This is a genomic window from Virgibacillus sp. FSP13, from assembly GCF_054048505.1.
Map to the genome: position 1 here is coordinate 17,103 of NZ_JBSVKG010000026.1, position 22,271 is coordinate 39,373.

The following is a 22,271-nucleotide window of genomic DNA, read 5'->3' on the forward strand; positions in this document are numbered from 1 at the left end:
GAAAACAGCCAGTCGCCTTTCATTAGGAGACTGGCTGTTTTCTTCTATTAATAAACCATATAAAGTTATTCTTCTTCATCACTTGTTTCCTTTTCCTGATCTCCTAATTCCACATCATCAAGATCAAGCCAAGCAAGCATTTCACGCACAAGTTTATTTATTCTTTCGTCAATCGTCTCATCACCATACTTTTCCTTGGCCCGTTCAATGTTATCCAGGACATCATCACCGAATTGAATGACCGGTTTATCTTGTTCAAGGTTATTGAATAAATCAAGGATCTCGTCCAGTGCTTTATCAAATCTTTTGCTTTCTAATTCTGTCGCCTTCATCCATTATCACCCATTAATAGGATATCCAAATTAGAATATATTAATATGATGTGTTAACGCAGATATTCAATTCGGTAATCATCATTAATCGAATCGTCTTCCTCGACTTTATCATAGACACTTAGTCCATTGTTTCATTTACACCTTGTTTCCTAAAATATAATGCTCTAGCAGATCATGATTATTGAGAAATGCTTTACAAAGTTTATTTATATTCATTTCTTCAGCCTTAATTAACAGAATACAATAGACGGCATTGGTCATTGATACTTGATCAATATTTCTCATAATATTATCCCATGCTTGTTTACGGAGATAGAACTGACGATTACTTTTGATAAATAATTGCATTTTTTCATAATCTGCAAATGCCTGAAAGGTGCTATAGCGGTTACTATTCTCTTTCATATCATTACGTACAAAGTCTTTAATTTGCGTTAACAATTTTTCTATTTGCGGATGGATGGTCATGCCTTGTTTCCAATGGATTAGGTTGTCCAAATTTTCGATGTCATACGAAGTAGCATCTGGTTCATGACGAAATCCTTCTCTTTCCATGAATAGCCGAAATTCTTTCAATAGATCATTGGATTCATCAGTAGAGTCCTCTTTTTCTTCTTGTTTGTTAGGCAATAAACTCTCTACATCAACTAAATGCCCTAACTTATCCCGTAAAATCGTCACAACCTCTTCATATGACAGTTTCGACTCTACAGGTTCTTGAAATCCAGTCATTCGCAATAATGATCTACCTAATAATGATGAAACTGTTTCTGCTTCTTCACTATTCGGATCGCATTCCTTTTAATCAACATTGACAAAATATCACCATTACGATCACCATTTCCGTGGCATTTTTTACGATAGTAATCAAGATTCTTATATAGTGCAAATGACTCTGCCGTTAGCATCGAATCAAAATCTCCAAACACATGCCAACCAATCTGCGGTTCCGTAAAATCAAACTCCTCAAACGTTGTTTCCTTTGCCCGGTCCACATATACCCAAGGGCATTCGTAAGTCTTTTTATCAATTATATTGTCCATGAACGGATATGCTTCAACAAGTTCAAGAGATTCCTTATAAACATCCTCCCATTCTTTTTTATCTATTTGGTTTGGCATGATGTCAAGATTAATATAAACACCCATTATTCATCCCTCTCTTTTAATTTTGACATCTTTAATATGTGAACAACTGAAAATTGACGTTCTATTACTGTTACATTAATAATAGCAGGGAAAATATAAAAGACAACTAAAATAGCAGAATAATTTTACAACTAAATAAAGTTCGAATATTGTACTTGTAAATAGCGGGAAAATGACAGGGTTTTTAAAAGGCTGTTTTCTAAAGAATTGTTACTTTTTCAAAATGCTTAATTATCTAAGTTAATATAAACAAATCGCAATCCTTTTAGCATAGGTGAGATCGTTATTGTCACATGTGCTAATTATAAAACTTGATTGTTAATAAAGCTGTGGTCAATTTACCAATTTAGTAAATGACCACAGCTTTTTACGTTGTTTATCGGAATTTTTCAATTAAATATAATACCAATACTTCCCATCCCTTAACTCCCGTTGACATTCTCCCTTATTTCGCAAATATTCGAGATGGGCAAGTGTTTCGCCAACTGCAAACCGTGTCTCATGGATGGTTAGTTTTTTTGGAAACAATTTCTCACATGCATCTGCTACCGTTCCACCATTACGAATCGCTTCTAACGTTTGTATCAGCCGCTTATCATGGTGAGCTTTTATTTCATCAATACGATCATTCGCCCCATGAAACGGTTTTCCATGTGACGGGACAACAAAATCGACGTCAAGTTTCTTTATCTTTTCTAACGATGCTAAGTATGATGCTAATGGATCGGGATCACCATGAAACCAATACGAAATATTTGGCGTTATCTTCGGTAAAATATGATCCGTTGATAGTAGCATATTCTTTTCCTTATTATAAAATGTAACCAGACCATCTGAATGCCCCGGGGTAAAAATCACTTCATAATCATACTTGCCAATTACGACGTTTTCTCCTTCTTGAAAGTAGTGATCGACCGTTGGGTATGGTGTCACCTGAGCAACGAACTCATTTGTGTTGGCTGTCATATTTTGCCCCATGTCTTGTGAGATGCCTGCCAACGAATAGTTATCGTAAAGTTTTTCTAAAAAGCTATCTTGCCATGCATTTAGCCCTGCATCAGCATCAACTTTGGTCATGGAAACCTTTGCTCCGGTTATTTCTTGCATACGGCCGGCATAACCGAAATGATCTGGATGATAATGGGTAACAAGAATGTCGGTTACCTGCTTTCCAGCTAGTTCTTTTTCCCATCTTTCAGCAGTTTCCGCGTTATGGAGACCAGCATCAATGACCTTCCAACCATTCTCCCCTTCAGCAAGAAAACAATTCACATGATCAAGTCGAAAAGGCAGATCAAGCCTTATCAGTTTTAATCCATATTCTTCTAACAAACTACGATCACATCCTACTTTTCATACTGTCGTTCTGTAAAATGAGTTTCCGATCCTCTTTAACAATTTCAGCTCTTGCTTCTTCATAGGAAACCTGAAGTTCTTCAACAATTTCGGCAACAGATTGAATGTTCGTAATGGATCCAACACCTTGCCCTGCACCCCACACATCTTTCCAGGCCTTTACATTCGGGTCGTTTAATTTATTAAAATTTATTTCTTCTTTTTTCGCAAGATTATCGGGATCTAATCCAGCTTTTCGTATACTTGGAATAAGGTAATTTGCATTGACACCACTAAAGGCATCCGTATAAATAATATCCTCAATCGTTGAATCAACAACCATATCTTTGTATTCACTAGCAGCAGAACTTTCTATAGATGGGATAAACCTTGAACCCATATAGACAAAATCTGCACCAAGTACCTCTGCTGCTAGTATATCTTCTCCTTTTGACATCCCACCTGCTAAGATGATTGGACCATCCCAAAACTCTTTCACTTCATGAAGAAAAGCAATCGGATTCAAAATACCGCCATGACCACCTGCACCACTTGCGACTAATATTAGCCCATCTGTTCCCTTTTCGATCGCTTTTTTGGCAAACTTTACGTTGATGACATCTGAAAATACAAGACCACCATACTCATGGACAATTTTTACAACCGCACTTGGATCTCCTAATGACGTAATCACAATTGGTGGCTGATATTTTTCGATCAAGTTAAGGTCTTCTTCATATCTTTTATTGGAGTGGTGAGTAATATAGTTGATTGCCCATGGTGCAATTTTTTTATCCGGATGTTTGCTTTTCATTTCCTCTAATTCTGTATTAATTTGTTGCATCCATTCTTCTAAAATATCACCTGTTCTTGCATTCAGTGCAGGAAATGAGCCAATGATTCCAGATGCACAGGAATTAATAACCATTTCAGGATTAGATACCAAGAACATAGGCGCCGCAATTACGGGTAGTTTCATCGATTGTTTTATCTGTTTAACTGCTTCTTTTGGCATATCTATCAAGCTCCTTTCACATCAAAAATCAGGGGAGATCTAAATCGATATCTCCCCACAATAAATACTTACTTCTGACTTAAAACTTCTTCATTCGCTTTTTTAAAATTTGGTTCCCGCTTTTCTTTAAATGCTTGAACCCCTTCTTTGTGATCCTCTGTTGAAACAACTGTCGCTTGGGTGATACGTTCTTGTTCAAGAATTTCATCTAGGCTTGAAGTAAGCGACCGATCGGCAATCTTTTTAATAAATCCATATGCTGTTGCAGGACCTGCCGCAATTTTAGCAGCGAATTTACTTACCTCTTGCTCAAATTCATTCAATGGATAAACATGATTGACTATGCCTAAAGAGTGAGCTTCATCAACGGTAATTGGCTCTGCATTGAATAATAACTCCTTCGCGCGGTAAGGCCCGATTAATCTTGGCAGAAAATATAATCCTCCTCCATCAGATATCAAGCCTACTTTGGAAAAGCTTAAAACAAATTTACTTCCTTCTGCCGCTAGAATCATATCGCAGGCGAGAGCAAGATTAAATCCTGCACCCGCAGCAAACCCATGTACAGCAGCAATGATTGGTTTTTCTAAATCTCTCATCGCACGAATTAACTCATTTAATTCACCAATATGTTCGAAAGTTTCCATTGCACCACTTTCACCCATTGTCTTAACGTCTCCGCCAGCACTGAAAGATCGACCCGAACCAGAAATGGCAAGAACGCGAATCGTATTATCATCCTTTGCTTGTTTTATCGCATCCTTTAACCCAGTGATCATTTCTGGACTAAAAGCATTCAAACTATCCGGTCGATTTAAAGATAAATGCATCACACCCTCATTAACCCTCGTCAATAAGTGCCTATTTTCTATTTGTCCCATCATTCATACTCCTCTCAATATACAATATAAAATATTATTATACAAATTTTCTTTCTAATTAGATAGCATGATTAGCCATGTTCGTTTCTAAATTCTCTCGTAAGGAAAGCGGAATCGGTTCTGTTTTTTGCTCTACATAGTTAAAACAAACGAGCGTAGCAGAAGCTTCCGCTACAACTGCATCTGAATCAGCATTTGTGATGACCTGGTCTAGACGAAAACTTTTCGTACCTATCTCCGCAACATATGTGGCAATTTTTAACGTTTGGCCAGCAAATGCTTGTGCTACATAATCACATGTAGTTGAGGCTAAAATAAAATTCAAATACGAATGTGTAGGCTCTTCTCCGATGCCAACGACTTTAAAGAACTTTGTACGTGCTTCTTCAAGATACAAAAAATGGCTCGTATTATTGACATGTCCAGCTGCATCTGTCTCACTAAACCGAACATATACGTCAACTTCGTGCGATGCTGTCATCTTATTTTCCTCCAATCTGCCCCGTTTCGTAACGTTTTAGGAAGACGCTATGTTCGTTCAATAATAGTTGCAATTCCTTGACCTCCGCCGATACAAGCTGTAATAAGTGCAAAGCGTCCGTTAGACCGTTTTAATTCATACGCCGCTTTTGTTATAAGAATCGCACCAGTAGCACCCAACGGATGGCCATGTGCAATGGCTCCACCGTTCACATTTAATTTTTCAGGATCCATTTCAAGCTCACGATCACAGGCAAGTACTTGAGCAGCAAAAGCCTCATTAATTTCAATAATATCCATATCATGCAAGCTAAGTCCCGTCTTATCCATAACTTTCTTCGTAGCAGGAACAGGGCCAATCCCCATGATATTCGGGTCAACTCCTGCTACAGCTGATCCCCGAACGGTGGCCAATGGTATAACACCTAATTCCTCTGCCCTCTCTCTCGACATGACGACAAGGGCGGATGCAGCATCATTTAAACCGGAACTATTTCCGGCTGTTACAGTACCACTCTGAAGAAATGCCGGCCGTAACTTTGCTAATCCTTCTTTAGTCGATCCTGGACGTGGGTGTTCATCCTTTCCAAATAAAATTGGTTCCCCTTTTCGAACAGGGATGGTAATTGGTACTATTTGTTCATCAAAACGACCTTCTTCCATTGCCCTGGCCATTCGTTGTTGGCTTCGCAATGCAAATTCGTCTTGTTCTTCTCTGCCAATTTTATACTTTTCAGCTAAATTTTCCGCCGTAATGCCCATTGGAGGATCACCGATTTCTTCTGGGGATAACGGCGATTTTCGAAATTTTGGTGGTGCGGGACTATAAGCTTTCTCAGCACGTTCTAGTAAATATGGCGCGCGACTCATGCTTTCTGCCCCACCAGCGACATAAACATCCCCATTACCGGCATTAATTGCTTGTGCGGCTAAATTAACAGCATTAATTCCGGAACCACACTGGCGATCAATCGTAAGCCCTGGCAAATTTGTCGATAGCCCTGTCTGTAAAGCTGTTAATCTAGCAATATTTCCACCGCCACTTAACACATTTCCCAAAATAACATCATCAATTACTTGTGGATCGACCCCTGCACGTTTTACTGCCTCTTTAACAACCTCTGCTCCAAAAACATGCGCAGGAATTGATGCTAATGCACTCCCTTGCCTCCCGATAGGTGTTCGAACAGCAGAAACAATAACAGCATCCCTTTTCATCTATTCATACACTCCTCATTTCACCGTCAAGACGGGATTCTTAATACGTTTTAAATGTTACTGTTCCTTTTATTACGTTTTTTCCATCCTGATTGACAGCCGCTACGTTAAAATCAAGTGAATGTTCGTTAACGTCCTGTACAACCGCTTTCAATGTAATGATATCGTTCAAGAAAACCATACCAGAAAACCGAATTTTATATTCTTGAATAAAACCTTCTTCATAATATGGTGTGAACAGTTTTGCCAAGTTTCCCATCGTCCACATTCCATGGGCGATAATACCAGGTAATCCTGCTTTTGTTGCTTCTTCATCGATCGTATGAATAGGGTTATAATCTCCGGAAGCACCGGCATATTTAATCAAATCAAGTCTTGTTACAGGGGCAAGCGTTACTTCTTCCATTGAATCGCCTTTTTGTAATGCTACGAAATGTTTCATCGTACCAGTTCCTTTCTCACAGCTTCTGTAATAATAACAACCTGTTTCTCTGTAAAGATGGTTTTTCCTTCTGGATCGTCACCATATCTTTTTAAGATAATAAATCCCATTAACCCATTGCCACCACTTTTTTCATAATAATCCGCTACTTCCGTGTAACAGTAAACGACTTCACCTACTAGCAATGGTCTATCATAATGGTAGGTTTGCTCTCCATGTATTAATCCTTTATTAGGTAAGTGTAAATCTTCAATTTCTCCATATTCAAAGACCCGCGGAAACGTTGGTGGTGCAATATTTTGTCCATACCTTGAGTTTTTTCCAAACGCTTCATCGACAAAGATAGGATGGAAATCACCAATGGCTTCTGCAAATTTTCTTACCATTCCGCGTTCCACAATGTTTTTAACTTTATCAGAGCGTTTTCCTATCGCTTCTTTAAACATACAAGCTCAACTCCCCCATGTAATTTAATAACTTAATCTTTTGGTCCACCTGCAACATAAATCACCTGCCCATTGACAAACGATGATCTCTCATCTGCAAAAAAGGCAACAGCATTTGCGATATCAGCAGGTTTTCCACTTCGGCCAACAGGAATAGTACTAACACTTGCTTCCACCAGTTTTTCAAAAGGAACCCCTATCCGCTCTGCAGTTTCTTTTGTCATTTCCGTCTCAATAAAACCTGGGGCGACAGCATTTACCGTAATCCCGAATTTACCTAATTCAATAGCTAACGTTTTGGTTAAACCTTGTAAACCTGCTTTGGCTGTCGCATAATTTGCTTGTCCACGGTTTCCTAGTGCAGACGTTGATGAAGTATTGATGATCCGTCCATATTTATTATCAACCATATACTTTTGGGCAGCACGAGCGGCATTGAACGATCCTTTTAAATGAACGTCCATTACTTGTTGCCAATCGCTATCCGTCATTTTAAATAATAGATTATCACGGATGACCCCTGCGTTATTGACTAAAATATCTAGCGATCCAAATGTTTCTACAACTTCTTTCACGGCATTTTCCACTTCATCTGCATTCACAACATTTGCTGTTTTTGCGAAAACTTCATATCCTTGCTCTTTAAACTCGTTCTCCGTTTCGCTTAATGCTTCTTCGTTAATATCAATAATTGCTACCTTGGCTCCTTCTTCGGCAAACCGCTTAGCAACCCCTTTTCCAATCCCACGACTACCACCTGTAACAAAAGCTACTCTATTTGCAAATTGATCTGACATATAAATTCCTCCTGTTTTTATAAAGTGTTGGTTTTAGATATATTGTCCTACTTTGACATTTCCTTTTAATAGATTCCTTGAAATAATCAAGCGCTGAATTTCATCCGTACCATCGTAAATCCGCCATAACCTTGCTTCACGATACCACCGTTCAATTGGTAATTCTCTTGTATACCCCATTCCACCGTGAATCTGCATAACGCGATCTACTACTCTATTTCCCATATTTGAACCATATAATTTGGCCATTGATGCGAGATGACGGTTATCTTCTCCTTGATCAAGAGTGAATGCAGCATTTAAGACAAGCCACTTTGCAGCTTCAATTTCAACTGCTGAGTCAGCAATTTGCCACTGTATTGCTTGTCTATCAGCAATTGGCTTACCAAATGTTTCACGTTCTTGAGAATAATCGATCGCCATTTGTAATAGACGTTCAGCAGACCCTACTGCCCGTGCTCCAACAACCCATCTAGCAAAGCCAATCCATTCTAAACCAAGCTGATAACCCCCATGTACCTCTCCTAATATATTTTCTTCTGGTACTCGTACATTATCGAAAACTAAACCAGCTGGTCCCCATTCTCCCATTGTATGAATATATTCGGATTTCCATCCCATATCTCGATCGACAATAAAACAAGTTACACCATCTCTACCGGTCTTTTGATGGCTTTCTTTGTCTGTTATCGCAATAACCATCACGAAATCGGCTTCATTCCCACCTGTAATAAATGTTTTTTCCCCGTTAATAACCCATTCATTGCCATCTTTCACTGCCGTTGTTTTGATATTTCTTGTATCTGATCCTGCACCAGGCTCCGTCATCGCGAAACAGGATTTTTTATCCCCCTTAATTGTAGGTATCAAATATTTCTCTTTCTGTTCATCGTTTCCATAATAAAGGATATTATCTGCTGAGCCACCGAATTCAAACGGAACAAACGTTTTGGAAACTTCCATTAATACGATCGCCAGCATCATTTGACCGATATCTGCGCCCCCATATTCACTCGGTGTATTTATCCCCCAAAAGCCAGCCTCTTTTGCTTTTAACTGAAGCTCTTTCATTTTTTCCTGGGATAAGCTTGGTTTACCTTCCCGCTCGTTTCTAAGTACTTCATTTTCAAGTGGCTTTAATTCCTTTTCCACAAATTTTCGGATTGTTTGTTGCACCATTTTTTGTTCGTCGGTTAGGCGTAAATACATTTTCGTCACTCCATTTCTATTCTTTGTTTTATCGTATTCATACTAACTGGTAAGTATGTTCGGGAAAAAAAGAAGGGGAAAACGAGTAAAGGCAATTTTCCCTATTTACTACTATATATACTTCGACATTACTGTACGTTTTTCCTGTTTTCTCGTCACAAAATTAAGATTATAATTTGTAATTTTAATCTATTTCTACTAATCCAGTGGAATAGAAATAACTTCTCCATCCTCTACTGCACCAGCCTCAGATTTCCACTGTATACTACCTTCTTCCGTTATTTCATTGAAAGGAAGGACCATTTTTTCATCATTACTAAAGATTAAGTGTACCACCGTCAATCACAAGTATTTCTCCGGTAATAAAAGAAGCTTCATCAGATGCCAAAAAGAGAACTGCGTTAGCAACTTCTTCTGGTTTACCAATTCTTCGCAAGACATTTGCAGTAGATAAAATAGGCCACTTATCTGTCTTTTTCCAATCGTCTACCATTTTTGTGTCAATAATTCCTGGGGCAACAGCATTCACACGTATATTTTTCCTTCCAAACTCAGTAGAAGCCGTTTTGGTAAGTGCCATGACACTGCTTTTTGATGCAGAGTATGCGGAAACGAGTTTTTGCCCCTTTATTCCGGCAATGCTGGCCGTATTAACGATCGAACTGCCTGACTCCATACAAGGAATAACGTATTTCATTCCTAGAAATACACCAGTGAGATTGATATCAATAACTTTCTGCCATTCCTCAAGCGAAACGTCGGGAATTTTCTTCTCATCGGCATTCACACCTGCATTGTTGTACAAGATATCAATGCGACCAAATGTATCAATCGTCCCATGAGCCATATGCTTAACATCTTCGGGATTGGTCATATCTGTGCAAATAAATTCTGCCTTACCGCCCATTTCCCTAATGAGATTTACTGTTTCAAGCCCAGCTTCTTCGCTAATATCCGTTACCATAACCCTGGCCCCTTCTTCAGCGAACCGTAAAGCTGTTGCTCTTCCAATGTCACCGCCACCACCAGTTACAATGGCAACTTTGCTTTCTAAACGCATGTAATCCTTCCTTCCACTGTCACTTCATTTTATAAATACTGAATGGATGGTATGTTGTAAATAATACTGATAGCAGGCTCTATTAAAACCCCGTTGGCCAATTAGCAAGACGCCGTTCACTTTTCGAGCCATTTTTGGTACAGGCATATTCCAATGTTTGTGAGAGAAACTTTCTTGTGTCTCTCGGGTCAATTATATCGTCAATTAAATGTTTCCCTGCAGCTTTATAAGGTGAACTGTCAAACCCCCATGATTCCAGTAATTCCAAACGTTTTTGTTCCGCATTTTCCGCTTTTTGAAGCTCACGTCCGTAAACAACGTTGATCCCAACTTCAGGACCCGTAAAATTAATCTCAGCTGTGGGCCAGGCCACAACAAAATCTGCGCCCATCGTTGGGCCACACATATTTCCATATGCCGCCCCAATACTCTTACGGATGACAATGGAAATCTTTGGAACCGTTGATTGGGCAAGCGCTTGGTTCCACATCATGATTTTGGTCGGCATTTTTAACTTCTCCGCTTCACTTGATACACGAAAACCTGGAATGTCATGTAAAAAGATGAGTGGAATATTATACGAATCACATAAGCAAATGAAATCAGTCGCCTTGTCACACTCCTTAGCTCCTGCAGCACCCGCAAATTTCATCGGCTGATTTGCAATAATACCTACTACCCTTCCATTTATTCGTGCTAAAACGGTAATAAGTGCTGTGCCATACAATGCTTTAAGCTCGAAATATTCTCCACCATCGACAATTAATTTAATTACCTTTTTCATATCATAAGCACGTTTTTTTCTTGTTGGTACGGTATTTACCATCTCATCAATTCTTCGATATGGATCATCCATCGTTTCTTTATATGGTGGTTCTTCTCCACTATGGAGTGGCATATAGTCCAAAAACTGTTTCATTTCTTCAATGGAAGCTTCTTCACTTTCGGTAAAACGTTCTACCTGGCCGGTAAAATCTGCATGTACTTCCCACCCACCAAGTTCTTCATTCGATACTTTCTCTCCAGTAGCTACTTCCAACATACGTGGCCCAGCTACTGCCATGGAAGTTCCTTTCACCTGTGTGACAAAATCAGAGGAAACTGCTGTCCAAGTCGGTCCGCCAAAACTATCTCCTAAAATCGCTGTAATCATAGGAACTTCCCGACGATGTAGTAAAAGTTCATTTGGAAAAAGCATCTGACTGATTCCATCTGATCCCATTCCATCAGGCATCCTGAGACCCCCGCCTTCCATTAAACTAAGTAATGGAAAGCCTCGCTTCACCGCAAATTCGTGAGCAGCTTGTGTCTTGCGAAAATAGACCATCCCCTCCGTTCCAGCAAAAACTGTTTTATCTGCTGCCTGTAAGACAACTGGGCGACCATTTACTTTTGCCAACCCTGTTATGACCCCATCGCCTGCACTTTGCTCTTCCGTACCGATTTGATCAGAATGGGCCAGCAATCCTAATTCAAGAAAGGTATCTGGATCAACAAGCATATCAATCCGTTCTCTTGCGGTGCTATATCCTAGACCGTGCTGTCGTTCAATTTTATCCTTACCGCCTCCTAGTTTTGCCTTCGCTTTTCGTCTTTGTAAGTCTTCTATTGCCTTTTCCATATTCTCCTCTTTTAACTTTTCCATGTATTTCTCCCTTACCTTAAAGTATTGTTTGCGTGTTATATTAGAAAAATCTATTATTCTTTTAAAAGCCTCCTAAGTACTTTATCAGAGGATGTTGCTGGTAAATGGTCACGAAATTCTACCTCACGTGGGTACTTATATGCTGCCATTTTTTCTTTGGCCCACTTAATTACTTCAGTCTCCGTAACCTTGTTTTTATATTCCGGTTTTAATACGATGTAAGCTTTTACACTTTCGCCCCGTTTTTTATCTGGAACACCAATTACAGCTACTTGCAAAATCGCTTCATGATCGCTCATTAAGGATTCAACATCTTCCGGAAACACACTGAACCCTGACGATTTGATCATTTCTTTCACACGACCGTTAAAGGATAAATATCCATCGTCATCAAGTGTGCCTATATCACCAGTAAAAACCCATCCATTCCGGAGTGTTTCTGCAGTTGCTTCAGGGCGATTTAGATACCCTTTGAATACACCTGGATTTCTAACAGCAATTTCGCCTTGCTTTCCTGGAGGCAGATCTTCCCCCGTTTCCATATCAACAATGCGTAGCTCTGTATCGAATGTAGCAATACCACATGTACCAAATTTAATTTGATCTATAGGCATCATGGTGTCACACGTATGCGTTTCACTTAATCCATACGATGCTTCAAAAAGTAGACATCCATCTGTGAGCTTTTTCCATGCTTCCGCCAATTTTTCATCGACTGCCATTCCAAAGCTTGTAGCAAAATTCAGTTCCAGTGATGTTAAATCCCTATTTTCAACCCCTGGGTCATGCAATATTGCGTTATTCATTGGGGCGACAGTGTATAATTTGCTTACCTTGTAGTTCTCAATCGCTTTTATTGCTGCTTCAGGATCAAAACGAGTTAGTAAAACACACGATGAAGCACTATATACAGGTATATTTACGCCCATTACCATACCAGCAATATGGCAAAGTGGTGCAGCAGCCAATGTATTATCCTGATGTGTAACCAGATAGCCATGGGCAGAAGCGGCTGTTTTGAACAGTGCATTTCCAAAGGTAAGCATTGCCGCTTTTGATCGTCCTGTTGTTCCAGATGTAAAAACCATCAAACCAACGTCTTCCCATAAATCAATTTGGGCAGTCTCCTTAATAGGGTCACTCGTATTAATCGCTTCCACCATATTAAACGTGCTTTTTATTTCTTGCTTTTTGATTTTCAGTTCATCCGGTAAAGGCAGTGTCTGTTTCTCGGAAAGAAAATCTGCATAATTAGTCGTCACCATAAATTGAAGGGATGGGATCTTATTCTTTATGTTTTCCACCTGTATATATAATTCCTGACCAGTGATAACAGCCTGAATTTCAGCTTCATTAATGAAATATTCCAGCTCTGATTCCTTATACATCGGATTAAGCGGAACAACCATCGCACCAAGCATTTGAATTGCATAATGTCCAATTAGATATTGCGGACAATTTTGCATAAACAAGGCAACCCGACTTCCTTTTGTCACACCTTGATGTTTAAGAAATTGAGCAAATCGCTGGGTCTTATCATTTAGCTGCTCCCATGTGATCGTATTTCCATAATAGATATAGGCTGCTTGGTCCGGTCGTTTAATCGCATTTTGCATGAGATATTCATGTAATGGTTTTTCACCCAGACGATAATTTAATGACTCAGGCACCTCTTTTGGCCAACTTTTCTTTAAAACTGATTTCATCTTTTTCTCCTCTTTCTATAGCTTGATATCTGTCCGAAAATGGGGCGATGTGGGACAGCTAACCTGTCCCCATGTCCCAGTAACTCACACGGATTCTTCTCTTATTTTTCGTCGTAATATTTTTCCGACATTTGTTTTTGGTAGTTCTTTTCTAAATTCAACGATTCGTGGAACTTTATATGCCGCCATATTTTCCCGGCAATAAGCGATTAATTCCTTTTCATCGGCAAGCTGACCTTCTTTTAGCACGACAACTGCCTTAACCGTTTCTCCACGATACGGATCAGGAATCCCAACAACGACTGCTTCCTGAACAGCAGGATGTTCATAGATTATTTCTTCTACATCTCTCGGATAAATGTTATACCCACTCGCAATAATTAGATCCTTTTTACGGTCAACAATAAATAGATACCCATCTTCATCCATATAGGCGATGTCCCCAGTATAAAGCCATCCATCTCTGAGTGTTTGCTCAGTTTCTTTCGGCATATTCCAGTAACCCTTCATCACCTGAGGCCCTTTTATAATTACTTCACCAGTTTCTCCTGTTGGAAGTTCTTTGGTCCCATCAGCTAAGTCAACAATTTTATAATCAGTAGACGGAAAGCCAATCCCAACACTTCCAGGTTTTCGTGGACCGAATAAAGGATTGCAATGTGTAGTCGGTGAAGTCTCCGAAAGTCCATACCCTTCTAATATGGTTGCACCGGTTTTATTTTCAAATGTCCGTAATATCTCCCCAGGCATTGGTGCACTTCCACTGTTACAAATTTCGATACTATCAACACCATATTCGTTCACTTTTGGGTGATTGATTAAAGCTATATACATGGTTGGTACTCCCGGAAACGATGTCGGTTGTACATCTTTGATCGTTTGTAACACTTCCTCCAGATCAAACTTTGGCAACATGATACTCATTGAACCAGTATAGATAGACAAATTCATGCACGATGTCATTCCATATACATGAAATAGTGGGATGACGGTGAGAAAACGTTCTTTCCCAGGTTCAATTCCATCTTGAAAATACTCGTATGATTGCATGACATTTGCCAGCAAATTACGATGAGTAAGCATAGCACCTTTTGAACGACCGGTTGTACCACCTGTATATTGGAAAATGGCAACATCTTCTGTAGCATTAATCGCAACAGGCTCAGGCTGTTTCTTTGCCTTTTTTATAAATTCATTAAATCCTGTTGCCATGCTATCTTCCGTTTCTCGACCTTCTAGATTCACTTTAATCACGTGTTTTACCGATGTTTTGTCTATGACTTGATTTAAAGCAGGCAACAATGGCTCATAAACAACAATGGTTTCAGCACCGGAATCCGCTAAAATGTACTCCAGTTCTTTTCCAACAAGCATCGGATTTAGCTGTGTTACAATTCCACCTGCTTGCAATGCCCCATAATAACTGATAACGTATTGCGGACAATTAGGTAGCATGATGGCCACACGGTCTCCTTTCACTACTCCATTTTCCTGTAGTGAGGCAGTGAATCCATCAACCAATTCACCAAGCTTCTGATACGTCATTTCATTCCCATAAAAATAAAGCGCCTTATTCTCTCCATAGGTAGCAATTGTTTCTTTTAACATATCTGGCAGTGTTTTCTTAGGTATCTCCAGTTCCGCCTGTATATGTTCCGGGTAATGTTTCTTCCAGACTTTTTCCATTGAAATTCCTCCTTGTATATTATTGTTAACGCTTACAATATCTTGCTCAATAGCCTCCATTAAAGAGAAAACAGTTGCTCAATAACGGCATCTGACACACCCTTACGCTTTAACGAGGGAACAATATTTTCAAACACATGAACAGGATGCCAATTTCTAACGAGATATGCTACTTCCTCGCTCATTTCCGGGTATCTTCCCAACCAATAATTAATCGAATCATGGGAGAGCATAATTTGTTTTTCATATCCTTCATCAAGGAGTTTTGCTAATGTTTCGATACGTTCTTCATCCATTGGAGCCCCAACTAATTTTTGAATACCAAACCGATCAAAACCTATTTTCACACCGGTTTGCAATGTTTTCTTATGATAGTCTACATCCGTGTTTCCACACATATGACCAATAACAATTTTGTTGGGATCCACACCGGAATCAATTAATAGATTTGCTTGTTCCGGCCCCATTGTTCCTTCCTGAGTATGCGTGAGAATCAGAATTCCTGTTTCCTGATGCACCTTTGCAGCAATATCAAAAAACATTTTCTCATACGGGGTAATTTCATCCTTACTTGATGCTAATTTAATAATTCCAGGTCGAATTCCCGTTCCAGCTATCCCATCGTTTATTTCGGTCATAAACATTTCATAAATATCTTTTTCCGCAGTGCCTAATGAATGACGAAATTTAAAGTACGTTGTTGCACCTTCACCCTCGTAATAGTATCCAGTAGCGCAAATAATCTGTAATCCGGTTGTCTCAGAGATTTCCTTTAATATTTGCGGATCCCTTCCACATTCATTTGGTGTTGGATCCACAACGGTTTTGACGCCAAATTTCATGACGGCATTTGCTGCCTCTACACCAGCACGTACCGCCTCTGCTCGATTATATGGGCCTAGTGTTACATCACCACTGTAACCAGGATATCCAAACTGGAAATGTTCATGAATCAATGTCTTACCCATATCCTCGACTGGAATCTTGCCAGTAACCGTCTCTATCCATTCTCCCATACGTTCAACCCCTTAAAATTATTGGAAAACCTAACAGTCTATCCACATAATCAGCTCTCTTGTAATTCTCTCCACAAGATTTTTCCGCTGCTTGTAGTCGGAAAACGATCTGTAAATTCGACAATTCGCGGATATTTGTATGCCGCCATTTGCTTTTTGGACCATTCGATAATGTCATTTTCGGTTATTTTTCCAACAGAATCCTCATTCAAAATCACAAATGCTTTGACCGTTTCCCCGCGCTTTACATCTGGTGCACGGACAACACATGCTTGCTGGATTGCTGGATGTTTATATAAAGTGGACTCTACTTCAGTTGGCCATACTTTAAATCCGGCCGCATTAATCATCCGCTTTAGCCGGTCAACAATGAAGAAATAGCCGTCTTCATCCATCTTTACAATATCACCGGTGCGAAAAAATTGTTTTCCATCAAGTTGAATATGGGATGCGCGATTCTCTTCCTCTCGATGATAATAGCCTTTGAACACCTGGGGACCATGAACGATAAGTTCTCCCTCTTGATTGGCGCCAAGCTCTTTACCAGTTGTTAGGTCAATTATACGTGCATCAACATCAAATGAAGGAATTCCTAGGCATTGTAATTTTGGTCGATCTGGTGGGTTGAAATGTGTATGTGAAATTGTTTCCGACAACCCATACCCCTCCACATAACGTAACCCGGTTCTTTCATATAGCTGTTCCCCAACTGCTTCAGGTAAGGGAGCACCGCCACCACCAATCAATTCTAGTGACGATATGTCGTAGTTTGCTAGATTCGGATTTGCTAAAAAGTCAATTAACATGGTACTAATATTAATCCAATGAGAGCAACCATACGTCTCAATTGCTTCCGCTGCATAATTACGATCCCAACGTGTGAGCAACTCGATCGTACTTCCTGCTAAGATTGGTGTGAGAATACTGTGCAGTAATCCGGTTACATGAAATAATGGTAATGCTGCCAGTACTACAGCATCTGGAGTCACGCTCATCCAATGATAAGCTCCAGTTGTATTTGCTTGAACAGTACTATTTGTGTGGATACATCCTTTAGGCAAACCTGTTGTTCCAGATGTATAAGGAATAACCGCAACATCTTCCTTCACGCCTTGATATAGTGAAGGATGCTGTTTTGCAGTTAATGCATTTTCCCATGCAATGTCTTCCGTGATTTCACTAGCAGGAGCAACAACCTCTGGGGGTAAATTGCCAAGTGCATCATCAGCTGAAGTATAGTCGGAATAAGCTGCAACGATAATTTTTTTAAGCGATGTATTTTTCTTTAATGGGGTAACTTTGGTGTACAATTCCTGCCCAACCAATGCCTGTTTGATATCACAGTCCTGCACATAAAATGCCAGATCCTCCGTTGTACTCATCGGATTAATCGGTACAACGACAGCACGCACGCGCAATATGGCAAAAAAACTTATCACAAATTGAGGAGAATTTTGCATGAACAACAGTATTTTGTCTTCATTTTGGACACCCATATTATTTTCTAAATATCCAGCCAGCTGGTTCACTTCATCCAAGAGTTGTTGGTACGTATATGTTTGCCCGTAGTACCGAATCGCAATTTTGTGTGGGTATTTTTTAGCCGTAATTGTTAAATTATCATACAAGGTTGTTTCTGGTACTGTCAGTGTTTTAGGCAAACGTGAGGGCCAATGCTTGAAATGATTTGTATGCATGAATACGTCACCCTTCCTGTTTTTATCGTTTCTTACAAGCAATCTTTCTATGGGATTAACACAATCTTACCTTTCGTTTTCCTATCCTGAAACAGCTGATGAACTTCAGCTGCTTGAGCTAATGGATAAGTACTACCGATCGTAAGCTCCAAATTCCCTTGACCTACATACGTGAGGAGTTCCTGGAGACTGCTTTTGAACAAAGTAGGCCTTTTCATTATTTGTGGCAAGAAAAAACCAACAACGGATTGATTGCGCTTCATTAGTGACGATGGGTAAAATTTTGATTGTTCACCACTTGCTACCCCGTAAATTACCAAGCGGCCAAATTCTGCTAAGCATTTAAGTGTCTTATAAAAAACACTACCGCCAACCATTTCAAGCGCTACATCAACGCCTTTCCCATCGGTTAGTTCCCGTATTTCATCTTCCCATCTGTCTTCCGAATAGTTAACTAAATGATCCGCGCCCATCTTTCCAGCAAGCGCTAATTTTTCTGGTGTACTAGCCGTTGCGATCACCTTTCCTGCACCAAATTGTTTTGCCAGCTGTACAGCCAGTAAACCGACTCCGCCTGATGCCGCATGAACAAGGACTGTCCCCCCTTCCTCTAATCGCCCCATTGTTTTTAAAATGTGGTATGCACTTAATCCTTGTACTGGAAGAGCAACAGCTTTTTTATAGGACACATCATCTGGAATGGGTATCAACGTATTTGCATCCACAACCACATATTCGGAATAGCCACCTGATTCAAGTAACGCAACAACTCGCTCCCCCTTTTCTATCCCTTGAACTTGCCCGCCGACTTCTGAAACCAAACCAGCAACCTCCGTACCCGGAATAAACGGTAATGTTGTAGGAACGACATACTCACCCTGCCGTCTTGCAGTGTCAGCATAATTCACGCCAATTGCTTTCGCTTCAATCAAAACATCATTTTCCCCAATTGCCGGTGTTTCAATTTCCGTAACCTTCAACACATCTGGCCCACCATATTCATTGAATTGTACAGCTTTCATAACCTTATTTCCTCCTAATTTTCTTTACTTACTGCCGCTTTCTCTTCCACGATTGTTTTTCCTTCAACTAATCGAGGAATAACGGATAAAATGCCACGTTGATTTACGTATGAGATGTCATCTTGAAATCCATAATTTTCGAGCATATGTCCTACACGGGAATCACGAAGTACGGCTTGATCAGACACATTTTCATAAAACAACTTTGCGGTTAACGCACTGTCCGTTACATCTATCTGTCCACCGTATTCGTTTACAAGTTGCGCGATGAAAAACCCAGCACCATAAAAATCCTCCATACAAAATTGATTTTTCGACCCAGAACAAACAACAATAATCGTCTCATTATCATACATATCAGCAATCTGTTTACTAACTGCACTTCCATTTAATAACGATGCTATATATACCTCTTTGGCTGATGCTGCTTTACGAATAGCAACTGTTCCATTTGTCGTTGATAATACTACTGTTTTCGCTGCTACATGTTCTTTCAAAGCTAATGGTGCCGGATCTAAAAATCCATCAATCGTTTTCCCATCATATTCCCCAACAAGTGAAATATCTTCCGGCGAGAAGTTCTTTGCCTCCCTTAATGCTTCCGCTTCATCCATCACAGGAATTACTTGCTTTGCTCCATAGTCGAGACAAGCAGTGATGGTTGAGGTTGCAAGTAATACATCAAATACAACCGCAATTTTATTTTCATCCATTTGTACCGTATCAATTTCTTCTTTTTTTAATAACAGATGAACTTTCATCATTCACACACCCTTAGCAGAATGCAGCGCATGGCTAATTAAATTCACAACATAGTGATTAAGATTGGCAAACCTAGCATCATTCGTTTGTCCTTTGTAATATCGGTAATAGATTTGCTGGATGATTACGGCTAGTTTAAAGTAGGCAAACGTTAAGTAAAAATGCATATCCGACACATCGCGACCACTTTTTGTTGCGTAGTCTTGCAAAAACTCCCGTCGTGTGAAAAACCCTTCTTTTATTGTTACAGAGGGTTTTCCAAGTCCTGTCTGCAGTTCTTCAGGGTCATCCGGTTCAATCCAATAACTCAATGCTGCACCAAGGTCTGCCAGTGGATCACCTACAGTTGTCATTTCCCAATCAAACAATCCTGTCATCTCACTAAAATCCTCTGAAAACATAGCATTATTTAACTTATAATCGTAATGAATAATGGTAGGTTCTGGTGATACAGGAATATTAGCTTGCAACCATTCCGTCAATTGCTCAACACCTGATACATCTTCTGTTTTCGCTCGTTCATACCGTTTAATCCAACCGTTTACTTGACGTTCCATAAATCCATCTGGTTTTGACATATTAACTAGATTCGTTTCGGCAAAATCAATCTGATGAAGTTCTACTAGTTTATCCACCATCAATTCAGAGATTTTTCGACCTAAGGCTGGTTCGTAAACAATATCATCAGGAAACTTAGAATCCACTACAATTCCTTTTCGGCGCTCCATAATAAAAAACGGGCTGCCAACAATCTGTTCATCTTCTGAAAAGACATATGGCTTTGGTGCCGCTTTATACAACGGATTCAAACCCGATAATATCTTGTATTCTCTTTCCATATCATGAGCTTTTGGAGCTACAGGACCAAGTGGGGGCCGTCTCAGTACTGCCTCCCATGATCCAATCCGTAACAAGTAAGTTAAATTTGAATGACCCGCGCCAAATTGTTCAATTTCCAATGATCCATCGGGAATGCCCAAGATATTTTCCCGAACGAATTGCTGCAATGCTGTCTTATTAAGTTCCTCGCCTTTTCGAACGTTGATCGTATCGCTATATGAAGCTTTCATTGCTCTTCACTCCTCTCACGCCGTCTGCAAATGTTCTTGTAATGCTGCTTTAAATGAATCCGGAATTATCGCTGCTTTTTGCTGGACTATATCTACATATACAACGGTCGCCTCACCTCTTGCGATCAGATTGCCCGACTCTTTATCACACATATCTGTACACAATGTAAAACTTGTCTTTCCGATTCGTTGCACCGTTGTTTTAACATCCAGTGTTTGTCCGAAATATCCCTGTCTGATAAAATCACACTTTGCTGATACTAGCATAATTGAAAAATCGTCATCACGAACATTTATTCCAAGTCTTTGTAAAAACTCAAGCCGTGTTTCTTCCATATACGTAAAATAACTTGCATTATTAATGTGGCCTAACATATCTGTTTCACTTACACGTACATTAATCTCCACTTTAGCAATCGCCTCCTGGACCGTTGTCATGGCACGTATAATTTGTATATACTAATCAGTTGGTATGTTTATACTATTCGGAAATTTTATTTTATATTACTACCTGTAAAAGATAGTAATCCCGTCCCGTTCATTTCACTTTGTAATTCCAGCTAATATCATATCCGCATAGATGTCCACCAATTCTTCTGGTGAAACTTCTCCGTCTGGCTTAAACCAATTATAGCTCCAGTTCGTAACCCCTAATATGCCAAACGTAATAATATCAACTCTTAGATCTTCCTTAAATAATCCTTGATTAATTCCTTCCCGTACAACATTTTCAACATTTAAACGGAATTGTTCCCTTTTCTGTTTAATGTTTTCAATGTTTTCATCTGCTAAATGCCGTATCTCACGAAAATATACACGAGCACTTGGACCATTCTCCGTAACATCCATGATTAGTAACCTGATTATGTCGGTTAACTTTTCCATTGGCGTCGAATCATTACCTATAATCCGTGCTTGGCGGTCTAATAAATTCGTAATATAAGCATGATGAATTTCCATTAATAGCTGTTCTTTACTGGAAAAATAGTAATAAAATGTCCCCTTTGTAACGCCCAGTATATTCACAATATCTTGAATGGATGTTTCACTAAAACCTTTCTTTTCAAAGAGCAAAATACTCTCCTTTATAATGTCATCTCTCATATGCATTTTCCTCACCTAGTTGTACTATTTTATCTAGTTTTAATTTATCACAACACCTAAAATAATTCATCCTAATAGAGGTTGTTCAAAAAGTCACCAAATGATAAGCGACGAATCTCTTCGTTGGCTTGTCTTTGCGGTCCTCATGTAGATTTTAGCTACACTCCGGTCCTCAAGACTACGCCGCCTCGATCTTC

24 protein-coding genes are annotated in these 22,271 nt (G+C 39.6%); all 24 read right to left on the reverse strand.

Translation table 11 applies throughout. The features are described 5' to 3' along the window. Window positions 1–65: 65 nt before the first annotated feature. The 24 genes from ACW2QC_RS17025 to ACW2QC_RS17140 all read right to left on the reverse strand — a co-directional run bounded on the left by ACW2QC_RS17025 (window position 66) and on the right by ACW2QC_RS17140 (window position 22,074). Entirely contained in the window at window positions 66–332 is a 267-nt protein-coding gene (locus tag ACW2QC_RS17025; RefSeq protein WP_457545140.1) for an atypical membrane-integrating protein (Mistic protein), read from the reverse strand. Between the two features lie 138 nt (window positions 333–470). Continuing rightward, window positions 471–1,073 (reverse strand): hypothetical protein, encoded by a 603-nt coding sequence (locus ACW2QC_RS17030; RefSeq protein ID WP_457545141.1) that lies wholly within the window; start codon window positions 1,071–1,073, stop codon window positions 471–473. 11 nt (window positions 1,074–1,084) lie between these two features. Continuing rightward, window positions 1,085–1,483 (reverse strand): hypothetical protein, encoded by a 399-nt coding sequence (locus ACW2QC_RS17035; RefSeq protein WP_457545142.1) that lies wholly within the window; start codon window positions 1,481–1,483, stop codon window positions 1,085–1,087. 393 nt (window positions 1,484–1,876) lie between these two features. Continuing rightward, entirely contained in the window at window positions 1,877–2,815 is a 939-nt protein-coding gene (locus tag ACW2QC_RS17040) for an MBL fold metallo-hydrolase (RefSeq protein ID WP_457545143.1), read from the reverse strand. A gap of 7 nt (window positions 2,816–2,822) precedes the next feature. Beyond that, on the reverse strand, window positions 2,823–3,833 hold the full coding sequence (locus ACW2QC_RS17045; protein WP_457545144.1) for an NAD(P)H-dependent flavin oxidoreductase: 1,011 nt from the start codon (window positions 3,831–3,833) through the stop codon (window positions 2,823–2,825). A gap of 68 nt (window positions 3,834–3,901) precedes the next feature. Continuing rightward, window positions 3,902–4,714 carry an enoyl-CoA hydratase/isomerase family protein gene (locus ACW2QC_RS17050; RefSeq protein WP_457545175.1) on the reverse strand — a complete coding sequence of 271 codons (813 nt, stop codon included), beginning with the start codon at window positions 4,712–4,714 and terminating at the stop codon, window positions 3,902–3,904. Window positions 4,715–4,772: 58 nt separating this feature from the next. Continuing rightward, window positions 4,773–5,195 (reverse strand): acyl-CoA thioesterase, encoded by a 423-nt coding sequence (locus ACW2QC_RS17055; protein ID WP_457545145.1) that lies wholly within the window; start codon window positions 5,193–5,195, stop codon window positions 4,773–4,775. A 47-nt stretch (window positions 5,196–5,242) separates the two neighbouring features. Then, window positions 5,243–6,412 (reverse strand): thiolase family protein, encoded by a 1,170-nt coding sequence (locus ACW2QC_RS17060; RefSeq protein WP_457545146.1) that lies wholly within the window; start codon window positions 6,410–6,412, stop codon window positions 5,243–5,245. A 40-nt stretch (window positions 6,413–6,452) separates the two neighbouring features. Further along, window positions 6,453–6,854 carry a MaoC/PaaZ C-terminal domain-containing protein gene (locus ACW2QC_RS17065; RefSeq protein WP_457545147.1) on the reverse strand — a complete coding sequence of 134 codons (402 nt, stop codon included), beginning with the start codon at window positions 6,852–6,854 and terminating at the stop codon, window positions 6,453–6,455. Beyond that, window positions 6,851–7,300: a MaoC family dehydratase N-terminal domain-containing protein gene (locus ACW2QC_RS17070; RefSeq protein ID WP_457545148.1), complete on the reverse strand. Its 450-nt coding sequence runs from the start codon at window positions 7,298–7,300 to the stop codon at window positions 6,851–6,853. Before ACW2QC_RS17070 ends, ACW2QC_RS17065 begins: the two co-directional genes overlap by 4 nt. A 32-nt stretch (window positions 7,301–7,332) precedes the next feature. Continuing rightward, window positions 7,333–8,097 (reverse strand): 3-oxoacyl-ACP reductase FabG, encoded by a 765-nt coding sequence (fabG, locus tag ACW2QC_RS17075; RefSeq protein WP_457545149.1) that lies wholly within the window; start codon window positions 8,095–8,097, stop codon window positions 7,333–7,335. Between the two features lie 33 nt (window positions 8,098–8,130). Continuing rightward, complete coding sequence (locus tag ACW2QC_RS17080; RefSeq protein ID WP_457545150.1) at window positions 8,131–9,306, reverse strand: acyl-CoA dehydrogenase family protein; 1,176 nt, start codon at window positions 9,304–9,306, stop codon at window positions 8,131–8,133. A gap of 198 nt (window positions 9,307–9,504) precedes the next feature. Beyond that, the gene (locus ACW2QC_RS17085) at window positions 9,505–9,648 is read right to left on the reverse strand and encodes a hypothetical protein (protein WP_457545151.1); all 144 of its coding nucleotides are present in this window, start codon (window positions 9,646–9,648) and stop codon (window positions 9,505–9,507) included. Continuing rightward, window positions 9,623–10,366, reverse strand: coding sequence for an SDR family NAD(P)-dependent oxidoreductase (locus tag ACW2QC_RS17090; protein ID WP_457545152.1), 744 nt, complete (start codon window positions 10,364–10,366; stop codon window positions 9,623–9,625). The genes ACW2QC_RS17085 and ACW2QC_RS17090 overlap by 26 nt, the downstream gene beginning before the upstream one ends. An 82-nt stretch (window positions 10,367–10,448) precedes the next feature. Beyond that, window positions 10,449–12,011 (reverse strand): acyl-CoA carboxylase subunit beta, encoded by a 1,563-nt coding sequence (locus tag ACW2QC_RS17095; protein WP_457545153.1) that lies wholly within the window; start codon window positions 12,009–12,011, stop codon window positions 10,449–10,451. A gap of 53 nt (window positions 12,012–12,064) precedes the next feature. Next, window positions 12,065–13,717 (reverse strand): AMP-binding protein, encoded by a 1,653-nt coding sequence (locus ACW2QC_RS17100; RefSeq protein WP_457545154.1) that lies wholly within the window; start codon window positions 13,715–13,717, stop codon window positions 12,065–12,067. 84 nt (window positions 13,718–13,801) lie between these two features. Further along, window positions 13,802–15,403 carry a long-chain-fatty-acid--CoA ligase gene (locus ACW2QC_RS17105; RefSeq protein ID WP_457545155.1) on the reverse strand — a complete coding sequence of 534 codons (1,602 nt, stop codon included), beginning with the start codon at window positions 15,401–15,403 and terminating at the stop codon, window positions 13,802–13,804. 59 nt (window positions 15,404–15,462) lie between these two features. Beyond that, window positions 15,463–16,419: a phosphotriesterase family protein gene (locus tag ACW2QC_RS17110; RefSeq protein ID WP_457545156.1), complete on the reverse strand. Its 957-nt coding sequence runs from the start codon at window positions 16,417–16,419 to the stop codon at window positions 15,463–15,465. Between the two features lie 50 nt (window positions 16,420–16,469). Continuing rightward, on the reverse strand, window positions 16,470–18,116 hold the full coding sequence (locus tag ACW2QC_RS17115; protein ID WP_457545157.1) for a long-chain-fatty-acid--CoA ligase: 1,647 nt from the start codon (window positions 18,114–18,116) through the stop codon (window positions 16,470–16,472). 47 nt (window positions 18,117–18,163) lie between these two features. After that, window positions 18,164–19,138, reverse strand: a complete 975-nt coding sequence (locus ACW2QC_RS17120) for a quinone oxidoreductase family protein (RefSeq protein WP_457545158.1) — start codon at window positions 19,136–19,138, stop codon at window positions 18,164–18,166. Window positions 19,139–19,152: 14 nt separating this feature from the next. Next, a complete protein-coding gene (locus tag ACW2QC_RS17125; RefSeq protein ID WP_457545159.1) occupies window positions 19,153–19,902 on the reverse strand; it encodes a 2-phosphosulfolactate phosphatase in 750 nt (249 codons plus the stop codon). Continuing rightward, entirely contained in the window at window positions 19,903–20,970 is a 1,068-nt protein-coding gene (locus tag ACW2QC_RS17130; protein WP_457545160.1) for a phosphotransferase family protein, read from the reverse strand. Between the two features lie 15 nt (window positions 20,971–20,985). Continuing rightward, on the reverse strand, window positions 20,986–21,378 hold the full coding sequence (locus ACW2QC_RS17135) for an acyl-CoA thioesterase (RefSeq protein WP_457545161.1): 393 nt from the start codon (window positions 21,376–21,378) through the stop codon (window positions 20,986–20,988). A gap of 135 nt (window positions 21,379–21,513) precedes the next feature. After that, window positions 21,514–22,074 carry a TetR/AcrR family transcriptional regulator gene (locus ACW2QC_RS17140; RefSeq protein ID WP_457545162.1) on the reverse strand — a complete coding sequence of 187 codons (561 nt, stop codon included), beginning with the start codon at window positions 22,072–22,074 and terminating at the stop codon, window positions 21,514–21,516. Window positions 22,075–22,271 lie beyond the last annotated feature (197 nt).